Annotated in this window: 24 protein-coding genes and 1 riboswitch; of the genes, 18 read left to right on the top strand and 6 right to left on the bottom strand. The window is 74.5% G+C overall.

From position 1 onward, the window contains the following. The first annotated feature begins 362 nt into the window (after positions 1 to 362). The gene (locus B5D80_RS10740; protein ID WP_088643683.1) at positions 363 to 962 is read left to right on the top strand and encodes a lipocalin family protein; all 600 of its coding nucleotides are present in this window, start codon (positions 363 to 365) and stop codon (positions 960 to 962) included. A 148-nt stretch (positions 963 to 1,110) separates the two neighbouring features. Here the strand turns inward: B5D80_RS10740 and B5D80_RS10745 are convergent, their stop codons facing one another. Next, positions 1,111 to 1,437, bottom strand: coding sequence for a helix-turn-helix transcriptional regulator (locus B5D80_RS10745; protein ID WP_088643684.1), 327 nt, complete (start codon positions 1,435 to 1,437; stop codon positions 1,111 to 1,113). 258 nt (positions 1,438 to 1,695) lie between these two features. Between B5D80_RS10745 and B5D80_RS10750 the strand changes: the two genes are divergently transcribed. Then, positions 1,696 to 2,406 carry a carbonic anhydrase gene (locus tag B5D80_RS10750; protein ID WP_088643685.1) on the top strand — a complete coding sequence of 237 codons (711 nt, stop codon included), beginning with the start codon at positions 1,696 to 1,698 and terminating at the stop codon, positions 2,404 to 2,406. A gap of 91 nt (positions 2,407 to 2,497) precedes the next feature. On the opposite strand, the gene B5D80_RS10755 is transcribed toward B5D80_RS10750, so the two are convergent. After that, complete coding sequence (locus tag B5D80_RS10755; protein ID WP_088643686.1) at positions 2,498 to 3,523, bottom strand: coiled-coil domain-containing protein; 1,026 nt, start codon at positions 3,521 to 3,523, stop codon at positions 2,498 to 2,500. Positions 3,524 to 3,526: 3 nt separating this feature from the next. Next, positions 3,527 to 3,658: riboswitch (cyclic di-AMP (ydaO/yuaA leader) on the bottom strand. 166 nt (positions 3,659 to 3,824) lie between these two features. Beyond that, positions 3,825 to 5,168: a YibE/F family protein gene (locus tag B5D80_RS10760; RefSeq protein WP_088643687.1), complete on the bottom strand. Its 1,344-nt coding sequence runs from the start codon at positions 5,166 to 5,168 to the stop codon at positions 3,825 to 3,827. 160 nt (positions 5,169 to 5,328) lie between these two features. Here B5D80_RS10760 and B5D80_RS10765 point away from each other — a divergent pair, with 160 nt between their 5' ends. From B5D80_RS10765 to B5D80_RS10775, 3 genes are all read left to right on the top strand, one after another. Further along, positions 5,329 to 7,371: a heavy metal translocating P-type ATPase gene (locus B5D80_RS10765; RefSeq protein WP_088643688.1), complete on the top strand. Its 2,043-nt coding sequence runs from the start codon at positions 5,329 to 5,331 to the stop codon at positions 7,369 to 7,371. Positions 7,372 to 7,415: 44 nt separating this feature from the next. Further along, entirely contained in the window at positions 7,416 to 7,889 is a 474-nt protein-coding gene (locus B5D80_RS10770; RefSeq protein ID WP_088643689.1) for a hypothetical protein, read from the top strand. A gap of 62 nt (positions 7,890 to 7,951) precedes the next feature. Beyond that, positions 7,952 to 8,581, top strand: a complete 630-nt coding sequence (locus B5D80_RS10775) for a DUF305 domain-containing protein (RefSeq protein ID WP_088643690.1) — start codon at positions 7,952 to 7,954, stop codon at positions 8,579 to 8,581. A 68-nt stretch (positions 8,582 to 8,649) separates the two neighbouring features. Here the strand turns inward: B5D80_RS10775 and B5D80_RS10780 are convergent, their stop codons facing one another. After that, complete coding sequence (locus B5D80_RS10780) at positions 8,650 to 8,949, bottom strand: metal-sensitive transcriptional regulator (protein ID WP_088643776.1); 300 nt, start codon at positions 8,947 to 8,949, stop codon at positions 8,650 to 8,652. Positions 8,950 to 9,043: 94 nt separating this feature from the next. Here B5D80_RS10780 and B5D80_RS10785 point away from each other — a divergent pair, with 94 nt between their 5' ends. The 5 genes from B5D80_RS10785 to B5D80_RS10805 all read left to right on the top strand — a co-directional run bounded on the left by B5D80_RS10785 (position 9,044) and on the right by B5D80_RS10805 (position 12,752). Continuing rightward, a complete protein-coding gene (locus B5D80_RS10785) occupies positions 9,044 to 9,250 on the top strand; it encodes a heavy-metal-associated domain-containing protein (RefSeq protein WP_088643691.1) in 207 nt (68 codons plus the stop codon). An 11-nt stretch (positions 9,251 to 9,261) separates the two neighbouring features. Further along, a complete protein-coding gene (locus B5D80_RS10790) occupies positions 9,262 to 9,483 on the top strand; it encodes a hypothetical protein (RefSeq protein WP_144081635.1) in 222 nt (73 codons plus the stop codon). A 14-nt stretch (positions 9,484 to 9,497) separates the two neighbouring features. After that, complete coding sequence (locus B5D80_RS10795) at positions 9,498 to 11,774, top strand: heavy metal translocating P-type ATPase (RefSeq protein ID WP_088643693.1); 2,277 nt, start codon at positions 9,498 to 9,500, stop codon at positions 11,772 to 11,774. 145 nt (positions 11,775 to 11,919) lie between these two features. Beyond that, positions 11,920 to 12,093 (top strand): CsbD family protein, encoded by a 174-nt coding sequence (locus tag B5D80_RS10800; RefSeq protein WP_088643694.1) that lies wholly within the window; start codon positions 11,920 to 11,922, stop codon positions 12,091 to 12,093. Positions 12,094 to 12,236: 143 nt separating this feature from the next. Next, positions 12,237 to 12,752 (top strand): hypothetical protein, encoded by a 516-nt coding sequence (locus tag B5D80_RS10805; protein ID WP_144081636.1) that lies wholly within the window; start codon positions 12,237 to 12,239, stop codon positions 12,750 to 12,752. A gap of 26 nt (positions 12,753 to 12,778) precedes the next feature. On the opposite strand, the gene B5D80_RS10810 is transcribed toward B5D80_RS10805, so the two are convergent. Next, entirely contained in the window at positions 12,779 to 14,047 is a 1,269-nt protein-coding gene (locus B5D80_RS10810; RefSeq protein ID WP_088643696.1) for a DUF2786 domain-containing protein, read from the bottom strand. Positions 14,048 to 14,214: 167 nt separating this feature from the next. Between B5D80_RS10810 and B5D80_RS10815 the strand changes: the two genes are divergently transcribed. Then, positions 14,215 to 15,096 (top strand): DUF3152 domain-containing protein, encoded by an 882-nt coding sequence (locus B5D80_RS10815; protein ID WP_245854440.1) that lies wholly within the window; start codon positions 14,215 to 14,217, stop codon positions 15,094 to 15,096. 106 nt (positions 15,097 to 15,202) lie between these two features. Here B5D80_RS10815 and B5D80_RS10820 read toward each other — a convergent pair whose 3' ends face one another. Continuing rightward, positions 15,203 to 15,631 carry an ATP-binding protein gene (locus B5D80_RS10820; RefSeq protein ID WP_088643697.1) on the bottom strand — a complete coding sequence of 143 codons (429 nt, stop codon included), beginning with the start codon at positions 15,629 to 15,631 and terminating at the stop codon, positions 15,203 to 15,205. Between the two features lie 328 nt (positions 15,632 to 15,959). Here B5D80_RS10820 and B5D80_RS10825 point away from each other — a divergent pair, with 328 nt between their 5' ends. From B5D80_RS10825 to B5D80_RS10855, 7 genes are all read left to right on the top strand, one after another. Beyond that, positions 15,960 to 17,495, top strand: coding sequence for a glycosyltransferase family 2 protein (locus B5D80_RS10825; RefSeq protein WP_088643698.1), 1,536 nt, complete (start codon positions 15,960 to 15,962; stop codon positions 17,493 to 17,495). Positions 17,496 to 17,783: 288 nt separating this feature from the next. Next, positions 17,784 to 17,873: a K(+)-transporting ATPase subunit F gene (gene kdpF / locus B5D80_RS10830; protein WP_088643699.1), complete on the top strand. Its 90-nt coding sequence runs from the start codon at positions 17,784 to 17,786 to the stop codon at positions 17,871 to 17,873. Beyond that, positions 17,873 to 19,528, top strand: coding sequence for a potassium-transporting ATPase subunit KdpA (gene kdpA, locus B5D80_RS10835; protein WP_088643700.1), 1,656 nt, complete (start codon positions 17,873 to 17,875; stop codon positions 19,526 to 19,528). Before kdpF ends, kdpA begins: the two co-directional genes overlap by 1 nt. Positions 19,529 to 19,548: 20 nt before the next feature. Next, a complete protein-coding gene (gene kdpB / locus B5D80_RS10840) occupies positions 19,549 to 21,723 on the top strand; it encodes a potassium-transporting ATPase subunit KdpB (protein ID WP_088643701.1) in 2,175 nt (724 codons plus the stop codon). Next, complete coding sequence (locus B5D80_RS10845) at positions 21,723 to 22,604, top strand: potassium-transporting ATPase subunit C (protein ID WP_088643702.1); 882 nt, start codon at positions 21,723 to 21,725, stop codon at positions 22,602 to 22,604. Before kdpB ends, B5D80_RS10845 begins: the two co-directional genes overlap by 1 nt. An 82-nt stretch (positions 22,605 to 22,686) precedes the next feature. Beyond that, positions 22,687 to 25,227, top strand: a complete 2,541-nt coding sequence (locus tag B5D80_RS10850) for a DUF4118 domain-containing protein (RefSeq protein ID WP_088643703.1) — start codon at positions 22,687 to 22,689, stop codon at positions 25,225 to 25,227. Continuing rightward, a complete protein-coding gene (locus B5D80_RS10855) occupies positions 25,224 to 25,907 on the top strand; it encodes a response regulator (protein ID WP_088643704.1) in 684 nt (227 codons plus the stop codon). The genes B5D80_RS10850 and B5D80_RS10855 overlap by 4 nt, the downstream gene beginning before the upstream one ends. The last annotated feature ends 36 nt before the right edge of the window (positions 25,908 to 25,943 follow it).

A 25,943-nucleotide genomic window follows, 5' to 3' on the forward strand; every position in this document is an offset into this window, starting at 1 on the left:
CCGCCGGTGACGGCGAGGAACCCGCCGAGGCCGACGGCGAGCACCAGCGCGGTGACCGCCAACCGGGTCAGGTCGCGCAGCCTCGACACCCAGACGGGCGGGGTGGAGGCTACGCGGATCACCCGTCCAACCTATCCCCGACCGGCCGTCCGCGCAGCGGCGGTGACCCGACCGGATGAGTGAGTCGGGCCACGGTGTGCCGTGTGGACGGACCACTCCCACCAGGGATACGGCCGCTGACCTGCGCCTGGATGCATCGACGGGAATGAGAATGCCGACAGTTTCCGGCCGGTGGGTCCGGGCAATTCCGCCGACGGCGCGACACCCCCGCCGCGCCGGACCGACAGACCGGAGGAGACACCATGGGAGTACGCCGTCAGGTCGTCACGGCCGTCGCGGTCGCCACGGCGGTGCTGGCCACCGCCGTACCCGCGCAGGCCGCGCCGACCGCCGTCGACACCGGACCGCTCACCCCGGTGGCCGACGTCGACGTCGAGCGTTACGCGGGTGACTGGTACCAGGTCGCCGCCATCCCGGCGATCTTCGAGATCCAGTGCTACAAGAACGTCACGGCGCGGTACGACGTCCAGCCCGACGGCACCATCGGGGTCCGCAACGCCTGCCGCACCATCGTCGGCACCACCAGCACGGTCACCGGGCGGGCGCGCAGCGAGAACCCGCCGGCCGACTCGGCGTTGACCGTGTCCTTCCTCAAGCTCGGCGGTAGGTGGATCTACCTGGGCGGGCCGAACTACGTGGTGATCGGGCTCGATCCGGACTACCGGTGGGCGGTCGTCGGCGACCCGGACCGCAGCAGCGGCTTCGTCCTCTCCCGGGAGCCGGCGCTGACCGGGGCCCAGACGGCGGCGGCGAAGGCGGTGCTCACCGCCAACGGCTACGACCTGTGCGACTTCCGCACCACCCGGCAGGACGGTGGCGGCGGAGCCGGCAGCTTCTGCTGACCGTCCACCCTCGACGGCCCGTCCCCGCCGGGGCGGGCCGTCGACGTGCGCCGGGCCGGCGGTGTCCGGACCTACCGGGCGGGCGGCGTCCGGGGCCGGACCGGGAGCGTCCGGGGTGGGCCGGCGGCGTCCGGGGCGTGCCGGCGGCTCAGGACTCGGCGTCGGCCGGGTCGGGGCTGAAGAGGGCGAGCAGGGCACCGACCTGGCGGTCGGCCTCGGCGGGGTGCCGGAAGTGGCCGCTCGGGTTGAGCGTGTACTCGTTGCGCCGGCCGACCCGGGTACGCCGCAGGTAGCCGCCGGCCTCCAGGTCGGCGACGATCGCCTGGGCGGCCCGTTCGGTCACCCCGACCTCGTCGGCGACGTCGCGGAGGCGGGCGGTGGGGTTGCGGGCGATGGCGAGCAGCACGTGGCCGTGGTTGGTGAGGAACGTCCAGTTCCGGGTGCTCGCCGTGCCGCCTGTCGCCATGACGGTCATGGTATGGCCCGTTCCTGGGAGACCCGTCGTCGGCCGCCCCGACGGGCCGATCCCGGTGGGCCGGGTCGGGCCCCACGGGTCGCCCGCCGGTCCGGTGCGCGCCCCGGGTCCGACACGCCGTCGACACCGCACCGACCGACGCCTGAAACGTGTATCACGAAATCTTGACGTACCTTTAGCTGCGTGTGACCGTGGGGACACGGCCGTCGTCGCCGCCGGCCGGCGTGACCAGGTGCGATTCCGGACCGAGGTGAGGCAATGGCCCCGATCACTCCGACCCAGGCGTTGGCCGAGTTGCAGGCCGGCAACAGGCGTTTCGTCGCCGGTGTGCCCCGCCATCCCAACCAGGACGCCGGGCACCGCGCCGCCGTCGCCGACGGCCAGCATCCCTTCGCCGTCATCGTCGGCTGCTCCGACTCCCGGCTCGCCGCCGAGATCATCTTCGACCGGGGTCTCGGCGACCTCTTCGTGGTCCGGACCGCCGGGCACACCGCCGGGCCCGAGGTGCTCGGCAGCGTCGAGTACGCGGTGACGGTGCTCGGCACCCCGCTGGTGGTGGTCCTCGGGCACGACTCCTGCGGTGCCGTGCAGGCGGCCCGGGACACGGCCCGTACCGGCACCCAGCCCCCGGGGCACCTCTACTCGGTGGTCGCCGCCGTCGGGCCGAGCCTGCGTCGCGCGGCCCAGCAGGGGGTGCACGACATCGACGGGATCGTCGACATCCACATCGCGCAGACCGTCGAGGTGCTGCTCGGCAACTCCCCGGTGATCGCCGCCGAGGTGGCCGCCGGCCGGTGCGCGGTGGTCGGCATGTCCTACCGGCTCGCCGCCGGTGAGGTCCACCAGGTCGCCCCGGCCCCCGAGCCCGCCCCGGCGTCCGGGCCCACGGCTGCGGCCCCCGCGCCCGCCGCCGCGGTGCCGGCACCGACCGTGCCGGCCGGTGCCGCGCCGGAACCCGTCGCCTCCTGACGCGCACGCGCGACGAGGGCCGCCCGGCTCAGCCGGGCGGCCCTCGTCGTGACCGGGCCCGATCAACTCGATCGAGCCGGTGGTGCGGCCGCTACAGCAGTGACACGTGGACGTGGTCGGTGTGGTTGGACGGCCCCGAGTACGAACTCCAGCCGTTGGCCGGGAACCAGATCTGCCGGTTCCAGATCACGTAGTAGATACCCAGCCGGTCCGAGTTGCGGATCAGGAACGCGGCGAGGTTGTTGCCGTACATCCGGGTGTCGTTGTTGTGCCACGGGGCGAACCCGCTGTTCTGCAACGACCAGTCGCACGCCCTGCCCTTGGGGTGCTCCCACGGCCCGCCGGGGCGGTAGCAGCCGACGAACCGGTTGAATCCGGCCCGCTTGACCTCCTTGTACATGTGCAGCGTGCGCGGGGTGATGCACCCGGACGTGGTCGGGTCGTTCTCGCTGCACGACTCCCCGCGCCAGTCGCCGTTTGCGGTCTGGCCGGGGGCGACGCGGGCCACCGGGGACGTCGCGTCGACCAGGCCGCCGGTGAAGCCCCGGCCGCCGACCAGGGCCAGCGCCTTGTCGGCCTCGGTCTTCTTCTTGGCCATCAGGTTGGCCTGCTTCTGCTGCTCACGGACCTCGGCGTCGACGGCGAGCTTGGCCTGCTCGGCCCGGTTCTTGACCTTGTTGACCTCGGCCAGCTTGCCGGCGTTGACCATGTTCAGCTCGTCCAGGGCGGCGGCCCGGCGGACGAAGGCGTCCGGCGCGTCGCTCTCCAGCAGCGCGGCGACCGCGCCGACCCGACCCGTCCGGTACGACTGGGCGGCGATCTCGGTGACCTGCGGGGCCAGCGCCGCCAGCTCCTGCTCCGCCTTCTCCACCTCGATGGCGTACTCGAGCTGGCGCTTCTTGGACTTCTCCAGCCGGGTCTTCGCCGCCGAGTACTCCCGGTTGGTGGCCTCGATGACGTCGGTGAGGAGCTTCGGCTCGTCGTCCTCCTCGTGCCCCGAGGGGGTGGGCGCGTTGGGCGCGGCCATCGCGGGGGCGGTGGCCGGTCCGGCGACGATCGCCAGGGCGGCGAGTACGGCCACTGCCGGCGTCAACCAGCGGTGTAGGGGTGCCGTCACAGTTTTCCCTTCCGTCGACCGCCGACCGGGTTAGCTGACGGGTTCGGGACGGAAGTGGCCCCTACCGCTGGCGCGGATTCACCCCAGGTGCTCGGTTCCCCGGCTCGCCGCACGGCGATTGGGCGGTGGCACCGCTGGCGCCGGTGGGCGCCTTCGGCGGTGACCGGCAGCGAGGTTACCCGAGAGTCGTACCGGGGATCTACGCCCGCAACCCGACCAAATGAGTATTTTCCCGATAGCGAGGGGTAATCAGTGACGCGACCGACAGCCCTGACCTCGCTTCCGGTGACGCAACGCAGTGTCACCATGCGGCGTCCGTGCTCCTTTCCGGGTCTGGCCACCGTGCGGGGGCCGGGGTGGACGGTTCGCCGTGCCGGGGCGCGCTCAACGCCTCCAGCGCCTCGGCACGGTCGGGGGCGGGACGTGGGGTGGGCGTCGGTCCGGCCGTACCGGCGTCGGCCGGTCCCCGCCCGGCGGTCACGACCAGCGCGGCCAACCCGGTGGTCAGCGGCACCGCCGCCACCAGGCCGAGGGTCGCCACCGCGCTGCGGACGATCTCCTGGGCCAGGAACTCGCTGGTGAGGATCTGGCTCACCGGGCGGCTGTCGGCGGTGAGCAGGAGCAGCAACGGCAGCGACGCGCCCGCGTACGCCAGCACGATCGTGTTGACCGTGGACGCGATGTGCGCCCGGCCGACCCGGGTCGCCGCCCGGTAGAGCTGCAACCGGGACAGCCCCGGGTTGGCGTGCGCCAGCTCGGTGACGGTGGCCGACTGGGTGACCGTGACGTCGTCCAGGACACCGAGCGAACCGATGATGATCCCGGCCAGCAGCAGGCCGTGCAGGTCCACGTCGCGTTGGTACATCGACAGCGTGGTGGCCTCCTCGCTGCCGTACCCGGTCAGGTGGGTGGCGGCGGTGGCCAGCGTGCCCAGCACGCCGGTCAGCACCAGGCTGCCCAGCGTGCCCAGCACCGCCACCGAGGTCTGCGCGGTGATCCCGTGGGTCAGGTACAGCACCACGAACATGATCAACGCGGCACCGGTGACCGCGATCGGCAGCGGCGCGCCTCCGGCGGAGATGCCCGGCACCACGAAGGTCAGCAGGATGGCGAAGCTGGCCCCGAGACCGGCCAGGGCGGCCAGCCCGCGCAGCCGGCCGAACGCCACGATCGCCGCCGCGAACAGGGCGACCAGCCAGAGCAGCGGCATGCCCCGCTGGTGCTCGGCGATGTGGTAGCTGCTCGCCGACGGATCGCTCGGGTCGACCAACGCGACCAGCACCACCTCGTCGCCGACCGCCACCGTCGGCGCTCCCGGCCCGGACGGCACCGGCGTCTGCACCTCCCGGCCCGCGTCCGGCCCCTGCTCGACGGCGACGGTCACCGTGCCGCACGGCCCGTCGGCCACCCCGGAGGGGCCGTCGGGGGTCTGCGGCGCGGGCGGGCACGCCTCGGTCACCACCCGGGTCACCGTGCCGTGGTGGCGGGGCACCTGGTCGCCCTGGTCGATCTTCGGGGTCTCGCCGGGCCAGAGCACCAGCGTGGCGATCACGGTGACCACGATGAGCGGCACCACCGTCATGACGAGGAGCCGCCGCACCCGCGGCGGGGTGGACGGAGCGGGATGGGTGTGGTCGGCGCCCATGTGTGCGAGTTCTCCCAACGATCCGGGACGGGATACGTGTCAGCCGGCCAACCGGTTCACCACGGGCGGCGGGTCGTCGTCGGACGATGGTAGCCACCACCCCGGCCCGCTCGCCCGGTTCGCCCTGCCCACGGTAGGTCGAGGGGGGAAGGTGGAGGTCATGGGACAGCACCGGCCGGCCCCGGCGGCCAGCCCGCACCCCGGCCATCCGGGGCCACCGGACCACGCCGACCACGACCCGGCGACGTTCCGGCATCGGTTCCTGGTCTGCCTGGCGCTGACCCTGCCGGTGGTGGCGACCGACCGGATGGTGCTGGCCTGGGTCGGTCACCCGCTGGAGTTCCCCGGCCGTGCCCTGGTCGGGCCCGTGCTCGGCTCGGTGGTCTTCTGGTGGGGCGGCCGGCCGTTCCTGACCGGGGCCGTCCGGGAGGCCCGCGCCCGCACCCCGGGCATGATGCTGCTGGTCGCGATGGCGATCAGCGTCGCGTACGCCGCCTCGGTCCTGACCTTCCTCGGCGTCTTCGACCTGGACTTCTGGTGGGAGCTGGCGGCGCTGGTGACCATCATGCTGCTCGGCCACTGGCAGGAGACGAAGGCGATCGGTCAGGCCCGGGGGGCGCTCGACGCGCTGGCCGCGCTGCTGCCCGACGACGCCGAACGGGTCGGCGCGGACGACGTCGTCGAACGGGTGCCGGTGACCGGGCTGCGCGAGGGCGACGTGGTGCTGGTCCGCCCCGGCGGCCGGGTGCCCGCCGACGGACGCGTCGTGGCCGGGGCCGCCGAGCTGGACGAGTCGATGGTCACCGGCGAGTCCCGGCCGGTGCCCCGGTCGACCGGCGACCGGGTGGTGGCCGGCACCGTCGCCACCGACCAACCCGTCCGGGTGCGGATCGAGGCGGTCGGCGAGGCGACCACGCTGGCCGGCATCCGCCGCCTGGTCGACCAGGCGCAGCGGTCCGGCGGGCGGGCGCAGGCGCTCGCCGACCGCTTCGCCGGCTGGCTGTTCTACGTCGCCACCGGCACCGCCGTGGTGACCGCGCTGGTCTGGACCGCGCTCGGCGAACCGGACCAGGCGGTGGTGCGGGCCGTCACCGTGCTGGTGATCGCCTGCCCGCACGCCCTGGGCTTGGCGATCCCGCTGGTGGTCGCGCTCTCCACCGCCCTCGCGGCCCGCTCCGGGGTGCTGGTCCGCGACCGGCTGGCGCTGGAGCGGATGCGGACCGTCGACGCGGTGCTCTTCGACAAGACCGGCACCCTCACCCGGGGCGAGCACGTGCTGGTCGGGGTGGCCGCCGCCGACGGCACCGACCGGGACGACGTGCTGCGGCTCGCGGCCGCAGTGGAGGCCGACAGCGAACACCCGCTGGCCCGCGCGATCGTGGCGGCCGCCGCCGACCGGGGCGGGCCGCTCCCGGCAACCGGGTTCCGCGCGCTGCCCGGCCGGGGCGTCCGCGCCGTGATCGACGGTACGGAGTACGCCGTCGGCGGTCCGGCGCTGCTGCGCGACCTGGGCCGGGACCTGCCGGGCGACCTGACGGTGGCGCAGCGGGAGTGGACCGGCCGGTCGGCGGTGGTGCTGTACCTGGTGCGTCTGCCCGACACCGTCGTCGGCCTGCTCGCCCTCGCCGACCAGGTGCGACCGGAGGCGCGGGCGGCGGTCGACGCGCTGCGGGCCGAGGGCGTCCGGACGATCGCGATGATCACCGGGGACGCCCGGCCGGTGGCCGAGGCGGTCGCCGCCGACCTGGGCTTCCGACCCGGGGTGGACGAGGTGTTCGCCGAGGTGCTCCCGGCCGACAAGGACCGGCAGGTGGCCGGGTTGCAGCGGCGCGGCCTGCGGGTGGCGGTGGTCGGTGACGGGGTCAACGACGCCCCGGCCCTGGCCCGGGCCGACGTCGGCATCGCCATCGGGGCGGGCACCGACGTGGCGGTCGAGTCGGCCGGGGTGGTGCTCGCCTCGTCCGACCCGCGCGGGGTGGCCGGTGTGCTGCGGCTGTCCCGGGCGGCGTACCGGAAGATGCTCCAGAACCTGGCCTGGGCGGCCGGTTACAACGTGGTGGCGTTGCCGCTGGCCGCCGGGGTGCTGGCCGGGGCGGGGATCACGCTGGGCCCGGCGGTCGGCGCGGTCCTGATGTCCGCCTCCACGATCGTGGTGGCGCTCAACGCCCAACTGCTGCGCCGGGTACGCCTCGACACCGGGTGACCCGTACCGGCCCGCCGGCCGGCCGGTGCGGCTAGCGTGGAGCCGTGCGGCGGGCGGGTACGGCGACGACGACCGGGCGGTGGCTGCGGCTGCTCCTGCTCGTCGGCACGCTGCTGGGGCTCTCCGCGATGCACACCCTCGGCCACGACACGCACCTCGCCGGGGGTGACCCCGTCGGCCACGACACCGCGACCGGCGGCCCGCACCGGTCCACCGCCGGGCACGACGCCCCGGCCGACCGGTCGTTGCTCCGCGAGCCGGTGCCGGCCGTCGGGGGCTGCGGGGACGGGTGCGCGGCGGCCCTGCCCGGCGGGTCGCCCGACAGCCCGTCGACGGCGTGGAGCGTCTGCCTGGCGGTGCTCGGTGCGTTCACGGTGACGGTGCTGGTGCTGCTCCTCGCCGTACGGTCCCGGCCGGCCGGGGTGTCCCGGCCGCCGTCGCGGCCCCGGGAGCCGCGCGCCCCGCCACCCCGCCCGCTCGGGCTCCGCCTCGCCACGGTGTCGGTACTGCGCAGATAGGACGCCCCGACGTGGCTCCGCCGCGTCCAGCGTCCCTGTCCGTCGTATCGAAAGGTCTGTCCGTGTCCACTCGTCGTTGCGCGCGCCGTGCCGTCCTGGCCGGCGTCGCCCTCAGCACCGTCGTCGCCCTGTCCGCCTGCGGTGGCGACCATTCCACCGACGGCGGCCACGGCCGCCCGGCCGCGTCCGCCGCCCCGGCCGCCTCCGCGTCCGTCGGGGTCGACCCGGCCGACGTGACGTTCGCCCAGATGATGATCCCGCACCACCAGCAGGCGGTACGCATGTCGGAGCTGGCCGGGAGCCGGGCCGCCGATCCGGAGGTGACCCGGCTGGCCGGGCGGATCCGGGCGGCCCAGGCCCCGGAGATCGCCACCATGACCGGCTGGCTCACCGCCTGGGGCCGACCCGTCCCGGCCGGCAGCCCGGCCGGCGGTCACCTGCCCGGGATGGACCACGGCATGCCGGGGATGATGTCCGACACCGACCTGGCCCGGCTGGAGGGGGCGACCGGTCGGGACTTCGACCGTCTCTTCCTCACCCTGATGATCGCGCACCACGAGGGGGCGATCACCATGGCCCGGCAGGAGTTGGCGGACGGCCGGCACGCCGGGGCCCGGGCCATGGCGCAGCAGATCGTCGCCACCCAGCAGGGCGAGATCGACACCATGCGGAAGATCCTCGCCCGGCTCTGAGCCCGACTCCGATCCTGCGCGGGCGGGCCGGTCCCGACCGGTCCGCCCGTCTCCGCCGGCGCGGGCGGTCAGCCGCGTTTCATCAGGCGGCCGACGGCGGCCATCATCTCGGCGGCCATCTCGTCGGCGCGGCCCTCGGCGGCCCCCTCGTGCATGCAGTGCCGGGCGTGGCCGTCGAGCAGCCCGAGGGCGACCTTGTCCAGGGCGGCCTGGACGGCGGAGATCTGGGTGAGCACGTCGATGCAGTACCGGTCGTCGTCGACCATCCGCTCGATGCCCCGGACCTGCCCCTCCACGCGGCGCAGCCGCGCGAGCAGCTGGTCCTTGCTGGCGGTGTAGCCCCGGACCGGGGTGCTCGGTGTGGTCATGGCGACCACGATAGCGTACCCCTGGGGGGTATGCTACGGTCGCAGGACGACGTACCCCTGGGGGGTATGTTGGACGAGTGGAGGGGAGAGCCGCATGATCACGAACTACCAGGTGACGGGCATGACCTGCGGGCACTGCGTCAGCGCGGTGAGCGCCGAGGTGGGTGCCCTCGACGGCGTCACCGACGTCCAGGTCGACCTGGCCTCCGGCCGGGTCGCCGTCACCAGCGACGGCCCGCTGGACACCGCGTCCGTACGGGCCGCCGTCGACGAGGCCGGCTACGACCTCGTCGAGGCGTGACGGTCCGGGGCGTGAACACGCCGACCAGGCTGGGCGGCTTCGCCCTCGCCCTCGCGGTGGTGTTCGGCGCGGCGTACGGGGTCGGCCAGCTGACCGGCCCCGTCACCCCGCCCGCCGAGACCCGCCACGACCCCGCGCACACCCCGGAACCCGTCCCCAGCACCGTCGTCCCCGAGCCCACCACCGACCCGACGCCGACAGTCACCGGCGGGGCCGGTCACACCCACGGTTGACCGGAGGTGCCGCGATGACCCCGACCATCCAGAACCCGCCCGCCGCCCCCCACCTGATCGAGCTGGCCATCGGCGGGATGACCTGCGCCTCCTGCGCCGCCCGGATCGAGAAGAAGCTCAACCGGCTCGACGGCGTCGAGGCGAGCGTCAACTACGCCACCGAGAAGGCCACCGTCCGGTACGCCGACGGGGTCACCCCGGACGACCTGATCGCCACCGTCGAGAAGACCGGCTACACCGCCGTCGTCCCGCCGCCGCCCGCCCCCGCCGGCACGGAACCGGCCGGTGCGCCGGTCGACGAGTTGGCCGCCCTGCGGACCCGACTGCGGGTGTCGGCCGTGCTCACCCTGCCGGTGATCGTGCTGGCGATGGTGCCGGCCTGGCAGTTCACCTACTGGCAGTGGCTGTCGCTGACCCTGGCCGCCCCGGTGGTCGCGTACGGCGGGCTGCCGTTCCACCGGGCCGCCTGGACCAACCTGCGGCACGGCGCGGCGACCATGGACACCCTGGTGTCGCTCGGCACCCTGGCCGCGTTCGGCTGGTCGCTCTGGGCGCTCTTCCTCGGTGACGCCGGGATGCCCGGGATGACCCACCCGTTCCGGCTGGACGTCGTCCGCACCGGCGGGGCCGGCAACATCTACCTGGAGACCGCCGCCGGGGTGACCGTGTTCCTGCTGGCCGGCCGCTACTTCGAGGCCCGGTCCAAGCGGACCGCCGGGGCGGCCCTGCGCGCCCTGCTCGAACTCGGCGCGCGGGACGTCGCCGTGCTGCGCGGCGGCACGGAGACCCGGGTCCCGGTCGACCAGCTCGTCGTGGGCGACCGGTTCGTGGTGCGGCCCGGCGAGAAGATCGCCACCGACGGGCGGGTCGACGAGGGCACCTCGGCGGTCGACGCCAGCATGCTCACCGGCGAGTCGGTGCCGGTCGAGGTCGGGCCCGGTGACCAGGTGGCCGGTGCCACCGTCAACGCGGGCGGCCGGCTGGTCGTCACCGCCACCCGGGTCGGTGCGGACACCCAGCTCGCCCAGATGGCCCGGCTGGTGGAGGCGGCGCAGACCGGCAAGGCCGCCGTGCAGCGGCTCGCCGACCGGATCTCCGGGGTCTTCGTGCCGGTCGTCATCGCACTGGCCGTCGGCACCCTGGGCTGGTGGCTGGGGGCCGGGGGCGGTCCGACCGCCGCCTTCACCGCCGCGGTGGCCGTGCTGATCATCGCCTGCCCGTGCGCGCTCGGCCTGGCCACCCCGACCGCGCTGCTGGTCGGCACCGGGCGCGGTGCCCAGCTCGGCATCCTGATCAAGGGGCCGGAGGTGCTGGAGTCCACCCGGCAGGTCGACACGGTGGTGCTGGACAAGACCGGCACGGTCACCACCGGCCGGATGACCCTGGTCGACGTCCGCCCCGCCGAGGGGCAGGACCGGGCCGGGCTGCTCCGGCTCGCCGGGGCGGTGGAGGCCGGCTCGGAGCACCCGATCGCCCGCGCCGTGGCGGCCGGTGCCGCCGAGGCCGGAGAGCTGCCGCCGGTCACCGGGTTCGCCGCCACCGAAGGGCTGGGCGTCACCGGCACCGTCGACGGCCACGACCTCGTCGTCGGGCGGCCGAGGCTGCTGCGCGAGCGGGGTCTGGACGTACCCGGGGAGGTGGTCCGGGCGGTGGCCGAGGCGGAGGCCGCCGGGCGTACGGCGGTGGTGGCGGGCTGGTCCGGGCGGGCCCGGGGGGTCCTCGCGGTCGCCGACGTGGTCCGACCCGACAGCCGGGAGGCGGTCGCCGGGCTGCGCGCACTGGGCCTGACCCCGGTGCTGCTCACCGGGGACAACGCGACCGTCGCGCAGGCGGTGGCCGCCGAGGTCGGCATCGACCGGGTGACCGCCGAGGTGCTGCCGACCGACAAGGTCGACGCGGTACGCCGGCTCCAGGCGCAGGGTCACACGGTCGCCATGGTCGGCGACGGGATCAACGACGCCGCCGCCCTGGCCCAGGCCGACCTGGGACTGGCCATGGGCACCGGCACCGACGTGGCGATCGAGGCGTCCGACCTGACCCTGGTCCGGGGCGACCTGACCGCCGCGGTGGACGCGATCCGGCTCTCCCGGCGCACCCTCGCGGTGATCAGGGGGAACCTGTTCTGGGCGTTCGCCTACAACGTGGCCGCCCTCCCGTTGGCCGCCGCCGGGCTGCTCAACCCGATGATCGCGGGGGCGGCGATGGCCTTCTCGTCGGTCTTCGTGGTCGCCAACAGCCTCCGTCTGCGCCGCTTCTCCACCGCCACCCTCCACCCCGGACGATCGAGTTGATCAGGAGGTTCGCGTCACCCGCGAGCCGGCGGGTGACGCGAACCTCCTGATCGACGGGCCGGAGCCGGTGGCGGGAGTGTTTTGGGGACGGGAGGTGGGGGTACCTGGGTGGCGTCGGAGGAAATGCTTAATTCGGGAGGCTCTCATGGGGTTCGACGACAAGATCGGCAACACGACCGAGAACACCGCCGGCAAGATCAAGGAAGGCGTCGGCCGGGCGACCGACAACGAGCGCCTCGAGGCCGAGGGCCGCAACGACCAGGCCAAGTCCAGCCTCAAGCAGGCCGCCGAGAAGGTCAAGGACGCCTTCAAGAGCTGAACCGCACCACCGTCACGCCGGACCGACCTCGTCGGGCCGGCGTGACGCGTGTCCGGGCCCGCCGGTGCCCGCCGATTCGATTTCCCGCCCGCCCGTGCGGCATCGTGTCGCGGTACGGCCGTCACACCGAACGGGGAAAGTCGATGCATCGCCGCTCCGCCACCGCACTCACCCTCGCCCTCCTCGCCGTCCTCGCCACCGGCTGCTCGGACGGTGGAACCGGCACCGGCACCGACGCCGCACCCGGCCCGTCCGCCACCGCCGGCACCGGGGAACCCACACCCCAGGCGGCGGCCACCACCGCCCCGGAGAGCGCCGCGCCGACCACCGGCACCGCCGCGAACACCGCCCAGGTCTGCCGCGCGGTCGATCAGTTGATCATCGACGGCAGCCGGCAGATCACCGCCGACTCGGCCGACGCCACCCGGGAGGAACTCACCCCGGAACAGCTCAACGGCAAGCTCAAGGGGCGGCTGAGCCGGCTCGCCGACGACGTCCGCGCGCAGGCCCGCAAGGCGCGCGACGACCGGATCAGGAAGCTGGTCGAGGAGACCGCCACGAAGATCGACGCCGGGGCGGCGGCCAAGAGCCCGGCGAGCTGGATGGGCACCGACTTCGTCGACATCCCGCCCCGGCTCACCCGCGACTGCCACGTCTGAGCCGGCGCCACGGCTCAGGCGACAGCTCAGCGTCGACCGGTCAGCGGGCGGGACGGCGGCGCGCTACCGGCGAGCGAGGCCCGGTCGGCGGCGGAGGTGCCGGACTGCCAGCCCTCGGCGTCCCGCACGGTCAGCCGGGCCCGGGTGACGCCGGGGAAGAGGGTGTCCATCCGCTCCCGGACCGCGCCGGAGCGGGCCGCGAGCACCGGCAGCAGCCGGTCCGCCCCGGTGTCCCGCGCCGCCTGCCGGTCCGCCGCGTCGGTCGCGGCCCGCAGCCGCTCACCGATGCGGCTGGCGAAGGCGTGCAGGAAAGCCTCGTCGTAGGCCTTCGTCCGCCGGCCGCCGCCGCGCCGTTCCCGCCGGCCGCGCAGCATCGCGGCGGTGGCCTGCACCAGCAGCGAGGTGTGCAGCAGTTCGACCGCCTCCAGATCGGCGGGGAAGCCGAGCACGGTGGCGAAGCCGAGATCGTCCGACCAGACCGACTCGCACCGGTTCGCCGCCGCCACCTCCTGCACCAGCAGCGCCTTCGCGCCCGCGTACGGGGCGTCGGTGCTGATCCGGACCCCGCCGGGCTGGTCCGGGTGAGCGGCCGTCGACTCGACCAGCGCCCGTTCCAGGCTGTGCCGGGCGATCAACTCCTGCGCCTTCCCGGTGAACGCCTCCGCCTCGGCGGGGAAGGTGGTGGACTCCGCCTTGGCCAACAGCGCGCGTACCCGGTCGAGGACGCGGGAGCCGGACGGCCCGGGCGCCCCGGTCACGGTCACGGCACCGACGCCGCCGGGCGGTGGGCGCAGCACCGCGACCGGCGGCAGGCCGGCCAGCAGCGCCAGCACCTCGACCGCGTCGCGCAGCGCGGCGATCCGGTCCGTGCCCTCGCGGGTCGCCCAACCGCCCAGCCAGCCCGCGTCGTCGTCCCAGCGGACCCGGGCGTCCAGGGCGGTCAACTGGTCGTCCCACCACTGCGGCACCGGGCCGGGCTGGGCCGCCCGGTCGGCGGCGAGGGCGTCGACGACCAGCCGGCCGGGGCGTGCGCCGAGCCGGCGGGCCACGATCCGGGCCACGTCGGCCGGTTGCCAGCCCCGGGGCCAGAGCCGGTGCACGGCGGCGACGAGCCGGCGCAACAGCGCGGCGTCCACCGCCGCCGGCCCGGCGGGAACGTCCCGGCCGCCGTCGTCGTCGGCCTGCGCCGGGGCGCTGCCGACCACCAGCCGGTCCAGCTTCCGCTCCGCGTCGCGTACGTCGGTGCCGCGCACCGCCGCGACCGCGGCGGTGATGAGGGCGTCGGCGTCCGGCACCTGTGGTCCTTCCTCGGGGACGACGGCCGGGTGGTGTCCGGATCGTCGGGAGTGTCTGCCCGGCAACGGTACCCGGGCCCGGATTGCCCCTGCCCGCCACTCATCCGTTCGTCGCCCGCGCCCGTACTCCTGCCCGGAGTGGACCCGGGTGGACCAGGAGGCGAACGGTGAGCACCCTGACGGTGAGCGAGTCCGTCGACCGTGGCCGGCACCGGGGGCGACGGCGGGGCGTGACCCCGGCCGGCGTCCTGACGGCGGTGCTGGTGGTGGCCGGGCTGGCCGCCGGCGGCGCGGTGGTGGCCCAGCGGCAGGGCGTCGACCTGGGCGCCCTCGTCGGCGACGTACGGCGGGAACCGCTCCGGCCGGCCAACGCGGCGGTGCCGCCCGGGGAGCAGGTGCCCGCCCCGCTCTCCTCCGCCGCGCCCCCCGCCGCCAGGCCCGCGCCGGTGGCGCTGCGCTATCCGCAACGGGGGACCGGCACCTGGCGGACGGCGACCGCCCAGGGTGCGGTGGCCGGGCGCGGCGGGCAGTTGCTGCGCTACCGGGTGGCGGTGGAGGGCGGCATCGACGACGTCGACCCGGAGCGGTTCGGGCGGGAGGTGGCGGTGGTGCTCGCCGACCGTCGGGGCTGGACCGCCGACGGCCGGTGGCGGCTGCAACGGGTCGGCGGCGACACCCCGGCCGACTTCACCGTGCTGCTGACCACCCCGGTCACCCGGGGTGAGCTGTGCGGGGACACCTCCGACAGGTACACCTCCTGCCGCAACGGTGACCGGGTGGTGGTCAACGTGGCGCGCTGGGCCCTGGGCGTCCCCGACTTCAGGGGTGATCTCGGTACTTACCGGGCGTACGTGCTCAACCACGAGGTGGGGCACCGGCTGGGCCGGGGGCACGAACGGTGTCCGGCGGCGGGCGGGCCGGCCCCGGTCATGCAGCAGCAGACCCTCGGCCTGCACGGCTGCCGGCCGAACGCCTGGCCGGTGGTGGGCGGCACCCTGCTCACCGGCCCGTCCGGCGAGTACGACGACCCGATCCCCACCGACGACTGACCCCGGCCGCCGGGCGGGCGTCGATCGGCTCGGGTGGGCCGATGATGCGCTGTCCCGGGCGGGCGAAGGCGCATCATCGGCCCTGTTGCTTCGCGTCCCCGTCCGCTCAACGGCGGGGGAAGGACGCCCAGATGTTCTTGGTGCGGTCGGTGGCGTACCAGCCGACCTTCAGCGAGACGGCCATGGCGATCTGGAGCCCGCGGCCCCCGGCGCCCATCGGGCGGGTGTCGGACAGTTCGGGGATGGTGCTGAGGTCGTGGTCGGCCACGTCGAGGATGAGCGAGTCGTCGACGGCCAGCAACCGGACGATGGTCGGCGGAATGCCGTGTTTGAGGGCATTGGTGGCGAGTTCGGTAGCTACCAGGACGATCAACTCGGGGACCTCGTCCATCCGTTGACCGTCGAGAAGTTGCTCACCGGTGAGGGCCTCGTGCAGAGAGGCGCGCAGGGTGCGCAGATCGGCGGGGTCGGCCAGTTCCCACCGGCGCAACTCGGCGGCCTGCGGCGGGGGCGGCGAGGTGAGAAGCTGTGCCATGATCCCGGTTTACCCTGCGTAGCGGTCTGCTATGCCCGCCCCCGGTGTCGGGGATTCGTCGCCACGCCACGCCGCCCGCCGCAGGCGCGCGGGGTGTGCTTCGGGCCACTGTCGAGGGTGGTCTGCCAGGCAGGAACGGGTGGGGTCACGGCGTCCCGCCGGGCATCGCGGAAATCATCCGATTCGGGGCCTGCGTCAGCCCCTGCGGTCGCGTAAAGTCCGCAAACTGAACGGGCCATGTCGGCGACGGAACGCCCCGCGAACGGGTGCCCGTCCGCACGGTTGGGCGCATCCCCGCGCCGGCTCACGGACCGCCTCAGGAAGAGCCATGACCGCCAGTACGAAGACCCCCAAGGTGACCGTCGTGGTCCCGGCGTACAACTCCGGGCCGCACATCGAGAAGCTCGTCACCTCGTTGCTGGGCCAGTCGCTGCCCGCCGGTGAGTTCGAGGTCATGTTCGTCGACGACGGCTCGACCGACTCGACCGGCCCCCGCCTCGACGAGCTGGCCGCCGCCCACCCGCACTTCCGGGTGCTGCACATCGACAACTCCGGCTGGCCGTCGCGCCCCCGCAACCTCGGCGTCGAGCACGCCCGGGGCGAGTACGTCTTCTTCGCCGACGACGACGACTGGTTCGGCGAGGAGGCGCTGGAACGCCTCCACGCCTGCGCCACCGAGCACGACGCGGACCTGGTGGTCGGCAAGATGGCCGGGCACCGCCGTTCGGTGCCGCGTGAGCTGTTCCGGCGCAACCGGTTCGACGCCACGCTGGAGAACTCACCCCTGATCGACAGCCTCACCGCGCACAAGCTGTTCCGGCGGTCCTTCCTCGTCGAGCACGGGCTGCGGTTCCCCGAGGGCAAGCGCCGGCTGGAGGACCACGTCTTCGTCACCCGGGCGTTCTTCCTGTCCAAGCGCACCTGCGTGCTGGCCGACTACGTCTGCTACCACCACCAGCGGCGGGTCGACGCCGGCAACGTCACGGCCACCGCGCTGGAGCCGGCCGGCTACTTCGTCAACCTGCGCGAGGCGCTCGACATCGTCGACGAGCACACCGAACCCGGCCCGCTGCGCGACCGGTTGCACCGGCGGTGGCTGCGCAACGAGATGGTCTCCCGGTTGCGCGGCCGGCGGCTGCTCAACGCGCCCGCAGACTGGGTGGACCAGCTCGTCGGCGAGGCGCAGCGGACGATCCGGGACCGGTTCGCCCCGGGCGTCGCGGCCGGCCTGCCGCCGCTGCAACGGATCATCACCCGGCTCGTCGAGCAGGGACGCACCCCGGACCTGCGCCGGCTCGCCGAGTGGGAGGCGGCCGTCCGGGCCGTGCCCACCGTGCGGCGGGTCGAGCGGGACGCCACCACCCTGACCGTCACCCTCACCGCCGAGCTGTTCTTCGGCGACCGGCCGCTCACCCTCACCGCCGACGGCGAGCAGCGGCTGCTGGTGGTGCCGGTGGACGACGTCCCGGCCGACCTGCGGGACGCCACCGCCCGGATCAAGCAGTCCAAGCTCGACGTGATCGCCCGGCGGCGGGACACCCGGGAGGAGTTCTTCGTGCCGGTCACCGGCACCGTCGAACTGGTCCCGGCCGCCGACGGCGAGCTGCGGCTGGTCCAGCGGGGCACCGCCCGCCTCGACGTAGGGGCGCTCAACGGCGGCCGGAGCAGGGGCACCTGGGACCTCAAGGCCCGGGTCACCTGCTGCGGCTGGACCGAGGACGCCGTACTCCCGGTGGCGTTCCGCTGCGCGACCGACGGGGCCCGCCCGGTTTCAGTGCCGTACCTGGGCAGCCTGCGTTTCCGGCTGCGGCGGGCGGTGGCCCGCCGGGTGCCCGAGTCGATCCGGCGGGTCATCCGCCGCTGACCCGGGCCGCCCCCGTAGCGGGGCGCGGACCGGCACCACCGTGACCACCGTCACCGCGACGGTGGCCGGCGTGAAGAACCCGTCAAGAAACCGTGGCCCCCCGTCACGGTCGCGTTATGGACCCTGTCCCGCCGGACGACGGCGCGTTGTGATTGCCCGGCGTGGCCGGTAGGCGGTCACGCGTACCCGTCCGGTTGGGGGAGTCCGCGTGTCTGACGTGGTGTTCGTGCTGGTGACGGTGGTGCTGTTCGCGGCGCTCACCCTCGTGGTGAGGGGCGTGGAGAAGCGGTGAACGCCGTCAACGCCGTCGGCCTGGTGCTGGCGATCGGTCTGGGTGTGTTCCTGGTCGTCGCGCTGCTGTTCCCGGAGCGGTTCTGATGACCACGGGGACAGCCGGCGTCGTCTTCGTGGCGTCCCTGGTGGTGGCGCTCGTCGTCGCGTACCGCCCGTTCGGTGACCACCTGTACCGGTCGGTCACCGGCACCCGTCGGTCCCGGCTGGAGCGCGGGGTGTTCCGGCTGGTCGGGGTGAACCCGGCCGCCGAACAGTCGTGGGGCGTCTACGCCCGCAGCGTGCTCGCCTTCTCCGCCGTCTCGGTCCTGTTCCTCTACGCCCTCCAGCGGTGGCAGAACCACCTGTGGCTGTCGCTCGGCTTCGACCCGGTGGTGCCGCACGGTGCCTGGAACACCGCGGTGTCCTTCGTGACCAACACGAACTGGCAGTGGTACGCGGGCGAGTCGACCATGGGGCACCTGGTGCAGATGGCCGGGCTGGCGGTGCAGAACTTCGTCTCCGCCGCGGTGGGCATCGCCGTGGCGGTGGCCCTGATCCGGGGCTTCGCCCGCAGCCGCACCGGCGAGGTGGGCAACTTCTGGGTCGACCTGGTGCGGATCGTGCTGCGGGTGCTGCTGCCGGTCGCGGTGCTCGGCGCACTGGTGCTGATGCTCGGCGGCGTGGTGCAGAACCTCTCCGCCGGCACCGACGTGACCACCCTGACCGGCGGGGCCCAGAGCCTCCCCGGCGGGCCGGTGGCCGGCCAGGAGGTGATCAAGGAGTTGGGCACCAACGGCGGCGGCTTCTACAACGCCAACAGCGCCCACCCGTTCGAGAACCCCACCGCCTGGACGAACTGGGTCGAGCTGTTCCTGATCCTGCTGATCCCGTTCAGCCTGCCCCGGGTCCTCGGCCGGATGGTCGGCCAGCAACGGCAGGGCTACGCCGTCGTCGCGGTGATGGCCGTCCTGGCGCTCGGCAGCATCGCCCTCACCACCGGGTTCGAGCTGGCCGGGCAGGGCGCCGTGCCGCAGGCGGTCGGCGCGGCGCTGGAGGGCAAGGAGGTCCGCTTCGACGTGTCGGACTCGGCGACGTTCGGGGCGGTCACCACGCTGACCTCGACCGGTGCGGTGAACTCGTTCCACGACTCGTACACCGCGCTGGGCGGGATGATGACGTTGGGCAACATGATGCTCGGCGAGGTCGCCCCCGGCGGCGTCGGTGCCGGCCTGTACGGGCTGCTGGTCCTCGCGGTGATCACGGTGTTCGTCGCCGGGCTGATGGTCGGCCGGACCCCGGAGTACCTGGGCAAGAAGATCGGCACCCGGGAGATCACCTTCGCCTCGCTGTACTTCCTGGTCACCCCGGCTCTGGTGCTGATCGGCACCGCCACCGCCTTCGCCACCGGCAACGACGTGACCGCGCTGAACACCGGCCCGCACGGCCTGACCGAGGTGCTCTACGCGTTCACCTCGGCGAGCAACAACAACGGCTCGGCGTTCGCCGGGATCACCGTGAACACCGCGTGGTGGAACACCGCGCTCGGGCTGTGCATGCTGCTCGGCCGGTTCCTGCCGATCGTCTTCGTGCTCGCCCTGGCCGGCTCGCTCGCCCGCCAGGCGCCCGTCCCCGCCTCCGGGGGCACCCTGCCGACGCACCGACCACTGTTCGTCGGGATGGTCGTCGGCGTCACGGTGATCCTGGTGGCGCTCACCTACCTGCCCGCGCTCGCGCTCGGCCCGCTGGCCGAAGGGCTGTGACCCGGATGAGGAACGAGGACATGTCCGTCGCGTCCGTGACCACCGACGACGACCGGCCGGCCGTCGACACCCCCACCCCGCGGGCCGGCGGCGGCCTGCTCGACCCCCGGCAACTGGCCAGGTCCCTGCCCGGGGCCCTGCGCAAACTCGACCCGCGCACCCTGTGGCGCAGCCCGGTGCTGCTGATCGTGGCGATCGGCGCGGCCTTCACCACCGTCCTGGCGGTCACCGACCCGTCGGTGTTCGGCTGGGCGATCACCGGCTGGCTCTGGCTCACCGTGATCTTCGCCAACCTCGCCGAGGCGGTCGCCGAGGGCCGGGGCAAGGCGCAGGCCGCCACGCTGCGTCGGGCCCGGCAGGACACCGTCGCCACCCGGCTGGTCGGCTGGGCCCCGGGCGCGCCCGCCGACGCGTACACCGACGAGGTGGTGCCGGCGCCGCAGCTACGGCAGGGGGACGTCGTCCTGGTCGACGCCGGCGGGATCATCCCCGGCGACGGCGACGTCGTCGAGGGCATCGCCAGCGTCGACGAGTCCGCGATCACCGGTGAGTCCGCCCCGGTGATCCGGGAGTCCGGCGGCGACCGCAGTGCCGTCACCGGCGGCACCCGGGTGCTCTCCGACCGGATCGTCGTGCGGATCAGCCAGCGGCCGGGGGAGAGCTTCATCGACCGGATGATCGCCCTGGTCGAGGGGGCCGACCGGCAGAAGACCCCGAACGAGATCGCGCTGAACATCCTGCTCGCCGCGCTCACCCTGATCTTCCTGCTGGCCGTGGTCACCCTCCAACCGTTGGCGATCTTCGCCAAGGGTTGGCAGGCCGCCGCCCCGGACACCGGGGCGGTCACCGGCACCGGGGTGACCGGGGTGGTGCTGGTGTCCCTGCTGGTCTGCCTGATCCCGACGACCATCGGGGCGCTGCTGTCGGCGATCGGCATCGCCGGCATGGACCGCCTCGTGCAGCGCAACGTGCTCGCGATGAGCGGCCGGGCGGTGGAGGCGGCGGGGGACGTCAGCACCCTGCTGCTCGACAAGACCGGCACGATCACCCTGGGCAACCGGCAGGCCACCGCGTTCCTGCCGGTCGACGGGGCCACCGCCGGCGAGGTGGCCGCCGCCGCGCGGCTGTCCAGCCTCGCCGACGAGACGCCCGAGGGGCGGTCGGTGGTGTCGCTGGCCGCGCGGGAGTTCGACCCGGGTGCGCCGGAGCCGGACCCGCTGCCGTGCGCCGAATTCGTGCCGTTCACCGCGCAGACCCGGATGAGCGGCGTCGACCTGACGCCACCTGACGCGCCGGCCCGCCAGGTCCGCAAGGGCGCGGCGACGGCGGTGCTGGCCTGGGTACGCGAGCACGGCGGCGAGCCCGGCACCGGGGTCGACCGGATCGTCGACGGGATCGGCGGACACGGCGGCACCCCGCTGGTGGTGGCCGAACACGTCGCCGGGGAACCCGCCCGCACGCTCGGCGTCATCCACCTCAAGGACGTGGTGAAGACCGGGATGCGGGAGCGGTTCGCCGAGCTGCGCCGGATGGGCATCCGGACCGTGATGATCACCGGCGACAACCCGCGTACCGCGCAGGCGATCGCCGACGAGGCAGGGGTGGACGACTTCCTCGCCGAGGCCACCCCGGAGGACAAGCTCGCCCTGATCCGCCGGGAGCAGGAGGGCGGCCGGCTGGTCGCGATGACCGGGGACGGCACCAACGACGCCCCCGCCCTGGCCCAGGCCGACGTCGGCGTCGCGATGAACACGGGCACGTCGGCGGCGAAGGAGGCCGGCAACATGGTCGACCTGGACTCCGACCCGACGAAACTGATCGAGATCGTCGAGATCGGCAAGCAACTGCTGATCACCCGGGGCGCGTTGACCACGTTCAGCATCGCCAACGACGTGGCGAAGTACTTCGCGATCATCCCGGCCATGTTCGCCGGCCTCTACCCGGGCCTGGACCGGCTCAACGTGATGCGGCTGGGCAGCCCCGAGTCGGCGATCCTGGCCGCGGTGATCTTCAACGCCCTGGTCATCGTCGCGCTCATCCCGCTGGCCCTGCGCGGCGTGCGGTACCGGCCGGCCGCCGCGTCGACACTGCTCGGCCGCAACCTGCTGGTCTACGGCGTCGGCGGCCTCGTCGCGCCGTTCGTCGGCATCAAGCTCATCGACCTGCTCGTCCAGTACGTCCCGGGGATCTCGTGATGCGCCTACCTGCCTGGCCCGCCCAACACCTCGCCGCCCTGCGTGCCCTGCTCGTGTTCACCGCGCTGCTCGGCGTCGCCTACCCGCTCGCCCTGGTCGCCGCCGGCCGGCTCCCCGGCCTCGACGCGAAGGCCGACGGATCGCTGCTGACCGTGGACGGCCGGGCCGTCGGCAGCGCCCTGATCGGCCAGTCCTTCACCGACGCCGACGGCAACCCCGTCCCGCGCTACTTCCAGTCCCGCCCGTCGGCGGCCGGCGACGGCTACGATCCGACCGCCTCCGCCGCCTCGAACCTCGGCCCGGAGAGCGTGGTGGACACCCTCGCCGCCGACCCGCGGCAGTCGACCCGGAGCCTGCTCAGCCAGGTCTGCGCGCGCAGCCGGGCGGTCGGCCTACTCGACGGCGTCGACGGGCGGCGGCCGTACTGCACGCCCGACGGGGTGGGCGCGGTGCTGGCGGTGTTCCGCGCCGACGGGCTGACCGGCCGGATCACCCGGGTGGTCAGCGTCAACCAGACCGCCCCGGCCACCCCGTTCGTCGCCTCCTGGCAGGGGGTGCCGGTGGAGCTGGCGCAGCCCGGGGAGGACTACCGGGCCGCCGGTGGGCTGGTCACCCCCGTCCGGGGGGACGCGCCGGAGCACCCCGCCGTCCCCGCCGACGCGGTCACCGCCAGCGGCAGCGGCCTCGACCCGCACATCAGTCCCGCGTACGCCGCGATCCAGGTGGCCCGGGTGGCGCGGGAGCGGGACGCGGACCCGGCGGTGGTGCGGCGGCTGGTCGCCGAGCACACCACCGGGCGGGCGCTCGGCTTCATGGGCGCCCCCGCGGTGAACGTGCTGGAACTCAACCTGGCCCTGGACCGGAACCTGCCCGCCCGCTGACCTCCGCCGCCGGCACCCCCGCCCGGGGTGCCGGCCCGGCGGTCGCGCCCCGGGGCGGTACGCACAGCGGGAGGATGGACGCGTGCCACGAGGTGAACTGCGCATCTACCTGGGTGCCGCCCCCGGGGTCGGCAAGACGTACGCGATGCTGGAGGAGGCCCGGCGGCGGGCCGAGCGGGGCACCGACGTGGTGGTCGGCCTGGTGGAGACGCACGGCCGGCCACAGACCGCCGCGATGATCGGTGACCTGACGGTGCTGCCCCGCCGCCCGCTGCGCTACCGGGGCACCGACTTCACCGAGCTGGACCTCGACGCCGTGCTGGCCCGCCGCCCGGAGCTGGTCGTCGTCGACGAACTGGCCCACACCAACGTGCCCGGCTCCCGGCACGGCAAGCGCTGGCAGGACGTCCAGGAACTGCTCGACGCGGGCATCTCGGTGCTGTCTACGGTCAACGTGCAGCACCTGGAGTCGCTCAACGACGTGGTCGCCCGGATCACCGGCACCACCCAGCGGGAGACCGTCCCGGACGCCGTGGTGCGCGCCGCCGAGCAGGTCGAACTGGTCGACATGACCCCGGAGGCGCTGCGCCGGCGGATGGCGCACGGCAACATCTACCGGCCCGACCGGATCGACGCCGCGCTGGGCAACTACTTCCGGGTCGGCAACCTCACCGCGCTGCGCGAGCTGGCCCTGCTCTGGCTGGCCGACAAGGTCGACGACCAGCTCGACCGGTACCGGGCCCAGCAGGGCATCTCCGCCACCTGGGAGGCCCGGGAACGGGTCGTCGTCGCCCTCACCGGCGGCCCGGAGGGGGAGACGCTGATCCGCCGGGCCGCCCGGATCGCCGCCCGGAGCAAGGGCGCCGACCTGCTCGCCGTGCACGTGGCCCGCAACGACGGGCTGGCCGGGGCGGACCCGGCCCAGCTCGCCCGGCAGCGGGTCCTGGTGGAGAGCCTCGGCGGCAGCTACCACCAGGTGCTCGGCGGGGACGTCCCGGCCGCCCTGCTCGACTTCGCCAGGGGGGTCAACGCCACCCAACTGGTGCTCGGCGCGAGCCGGCGCGGCCGGTTCGCCCACCTGTTCGCCCGGGGCGTCGGCGTCACCACCACGGCCCGCTCCGGGGCGATCGACGTGCACCTGGTGACCCACCCGCAGGCCGGGCGGGGCCGACGCGGGGCGGCGGTCCCGGCGGCGCTGTCCCGGCGGCGTCGACTGCTCGGGTTCGCGCTCGCCGGGCTGGGCCTGCCGCTGCTCACCCTGCTGCTGTCGGTGCTGCCGGACCTCACCCTGACCAACGACATCCTGATCTTCCTGGCCGGGGTGGTCGGGGTGGCGCTGGTCGGTGGCCTGTGGCCGGCGCTGGTCGCCGCGCTCGGCGGATCGCTGCTGCTGAACTGGTTCTTCACCCCGCCGTACCGCACGCTGACCATCGCCGAGGCGGACAACCTGCTCGCGCTGGGCGTCTTCGTCGCGGTGGCGGTCGCGGTGAGCGGGGTGGTGGACGTGGCGGCCCGGCGTACCCGGGAGGCGGCCCGCGCCGCCGCCGACGCGCAGACCCTGGCCACCGTCGCCGGCAGCGTGCTGCGCGGCGAGCGACCGTTGCCGGCACTGCTGGACCGGCTGCGGGAGACCTTCGCGCTGCGCGCGGTCAGCGTGCTGGAACTCGCCCCCGACGCGCAGGGCCGGCCCGGACGGGCCCACGAGGAGGGCGTGTGGCGTCGGGTCGCCAGCGTCGGGGTGGACCCGGCGGGCAGCCCCGGCGCGGGGGAGACCACGGTGCCGGTCGACGAGCGGCTGACCGTGGTGCTCAGCGGCCGTCGGCTGGAGGCCGCCGACCGGCGCATCGTCGAGGCGTTCGCCGCGCAGGCCGCCGTCGCGCTGCGTCAGGAACGGCTCGCCGAGGAGGCCGCCACCGCCCGGCCGCTCGCCGAGGCCGACCGGTTGCGCACCGCGCTGCTCGCCGCCGTCAGCCACGACCTGCGTACGCCGCTGGCGTCGGCGAAGGCGGCGGTGAGCAGCCTGCGCAGCCCGGACGTCGAGTTCGACCCGGAGGACCGGGCCGAACTGCTCGCCACCGCCGACGAGTCCCTGGACCGGCTCGGCCGGCTGGTGGCGAACCTGCTCGACATGAGCCGGTTGCAGGCCGGCGCGCTGGGCGTCACCCGCACCGCGGTCGGGCTGGAGGACGCCGTACCGCTGGCCCTGGACGAGCTGGGGCCGGCCGCCGCCGAGGTGCGCACCGACATCCCCGCCGACCTGCCGGCCGTCGACGCCGACCCGGGCCTGCTGGAACGGGTGCTGGTCAACGTCGTCGCCAACGCGCTGCGGCACAGCCCGGCCGGCCGGCCCCCCACGATCACCGCCAGCGCCCACGCCGGGCAGGTGGAGCTGCGGGTCATCGACACCGGACCGGGCATCCCCGAGGACCGCTGGGAGCACGTCTTCCTGCCGTTCCAGCGGCTCGGCGACCGGGACAACCAGACCGGGGTGGGGCTCGGGCTGGCCCTGTCCCGGGGGCTGGCCGAGGCGATGGGTGGCAGCATCACCCCGGAGACCACCCCCGGCGGAGGGCTGACCATGGTGCTGCGGCTACCCGCCGCCGACGAGAGGCCGGACCGGTGACCCGCATCCTGGTCGTCGACGACGAACCGCAGATCCTCCGCGCGCTGCGGATCAACCTGCGCGCCCGGGGGTACGACGTCGAGGTCGCCGGGACCGGCACGGCCGCGCTGAAGGCCGCCGCCGGCCACCCGCCGGACCTGGTGGTGCTCGACCTGGGCCTGCCCGACCTCGACGGCGTGGCGGTCATCCGGGGCCTGCGTGGCTGGACCACGATCCCGATCATCGTGCTCTCCGGCCGGGCCGGCAGCGCGGACAAGGTCGCCGCCCTCGACGCCGGCGCCGACGACTACGTCACCAAGCCGTTCGGGGTGGACGAACTCCTCGCCCGCATCCGCGCCGTCACCCGCCGCCTCGCCAGCTCACCCGTCGACGCGACGGCGACCGCCCGGGTGGGGCGGCACACAGTCGACCTCGCCACCCGCACCGTCACCCGGGACGACGGCACCGAGATCCGGCTCACCCCCACCCAGTGGGCGGTGCTGGAACGGCTGCTGCGCCACCCCGGGAAGCTGATCAGCCAACGCCAGCTCCTGCACGAGGTGTGGGGGCCGGAGTACCAGCAGGAGACCAACTACCTGCGGCAGTACCTGGCGCAGTTGCGGCGCAAACTGGAGGACGACCCGGCCCGGCCCCGGCACCTGATCACCGAGCCGGGCATGGGCTACCGCTACCGCCCCTGACCGGCGCGGCCCGGTCTCAGGCCGCGCCCCGGCCGA

Origin of the sequence: Micromonospora wenchangensis (genome assembly GCF_002210435.1) — a bacterium.
Lineage (GTDB): Bacteria > Actinomycetota > Actinomycetes > Mycobacteriales > Micromonosporaceae > Micromonospora > Micromonospora wenchangensis.

Coding starts and splice junctions, on each gene's coding strand:
- B5D80_RS10845 (WP_088643702.1), top strand. CDS start 21,723: ATGCGCCTACCTGCCTGGCCCGCCCAACACCTCGCCGCCCTGCGTGCC.
- B5D80_RS10780 (WP_088643776.1), bottom strand. CDS start 8,949: ATGACCACACCGAGCACCCCGGTCCGGGGCTACACCGCCAGCAAGGAC.
- B5D80_RS10825 (WP_088643698.1), top strand. CDS start 15,960: ATGACCGCCAGTACGAAGACCCCCAAGGTGACCGTCGTGGTCCCGGCG.
- B5D80_RS10820 (WP_088643697.1), bottom strand. CDS start 15,631: ATGGCACAGCTTCTCACCTCGCCGCCCCCGCCGCAGGCCGCCGAGTTG.
- B5D80_RS10795 (WP_088643693.1), top strand. CDS start 9,498: ATGACCCCGACCATCCAGAACCCGCCCGCCGCCCCCCACCTGATCGAG.
- B5D80_RS10745 (WP_088643684.1), bottom strand. CDS start 1,437: ATGACCGTCATGGCGACAGGCGGCACGGCGAGCACCCGGAACTGGACG.
- B5D80_RS10750 (WP_088643685.1), top strand. CDS start 1,696: ATGGCCCCGATCACTCCGACCCAGGCGTTGGCCGAGTTGCAGGCCGGC.
- B5D80_RS10805 (WP_144081636.1), top strand. CDS start 12,237: ATGCATCGCCGCTCCGCCACCGCACTCACCCTCGCCCTCCTCGCCGTC.
- B5D80_RS10765 (WP_088643688.1), top strand. CDS start 5,329: ATGGGACAGCACCGGCCGGCCCCGGCGGCCAGCCCGCACCCCGGCCAT.
- B5D80_RS10800 (WP_088643694.1), top strand. CDS start 11,920: ATGGGGTTCGACGACAAGATCGGCAACACGACCGAGAACACCGCCGGC.
- B5D80_RS10760 (WP_088643687.1), bottom strand. CDS start 5,168: ATGGGCGCCGACCACACCCATCCCGCTCCGTCCACCCCGCCGCGGGTG.
- kdpA (WP_088643700.1), top strand. CDS start 17,873: ATGACCACGGGGACAGCCGGCGTCGTCTTCGTGGCGTCCCTGGTGGTG.
- B5D80_RS10740 (WP_088643683.1), top strand. CDS start 363: ATGGGAGTACGCCGTCAGGTCGTCACGGCCGTCGCGGTCGCCACGGCG.
- B5D80_RS10785 (WP_088643691.1), top strand. CDS start 9,044: ATGATCACGAACTACCAGGTGACGGGCATGACCTGCGGGCACTGCGTC.
- kdpB (WP_088643701.1), top strand. CDS start 19,549: ATGTCCGTCGCGTCCGTGACCACCGACGACGACCGGCCGGCCGTCGAC.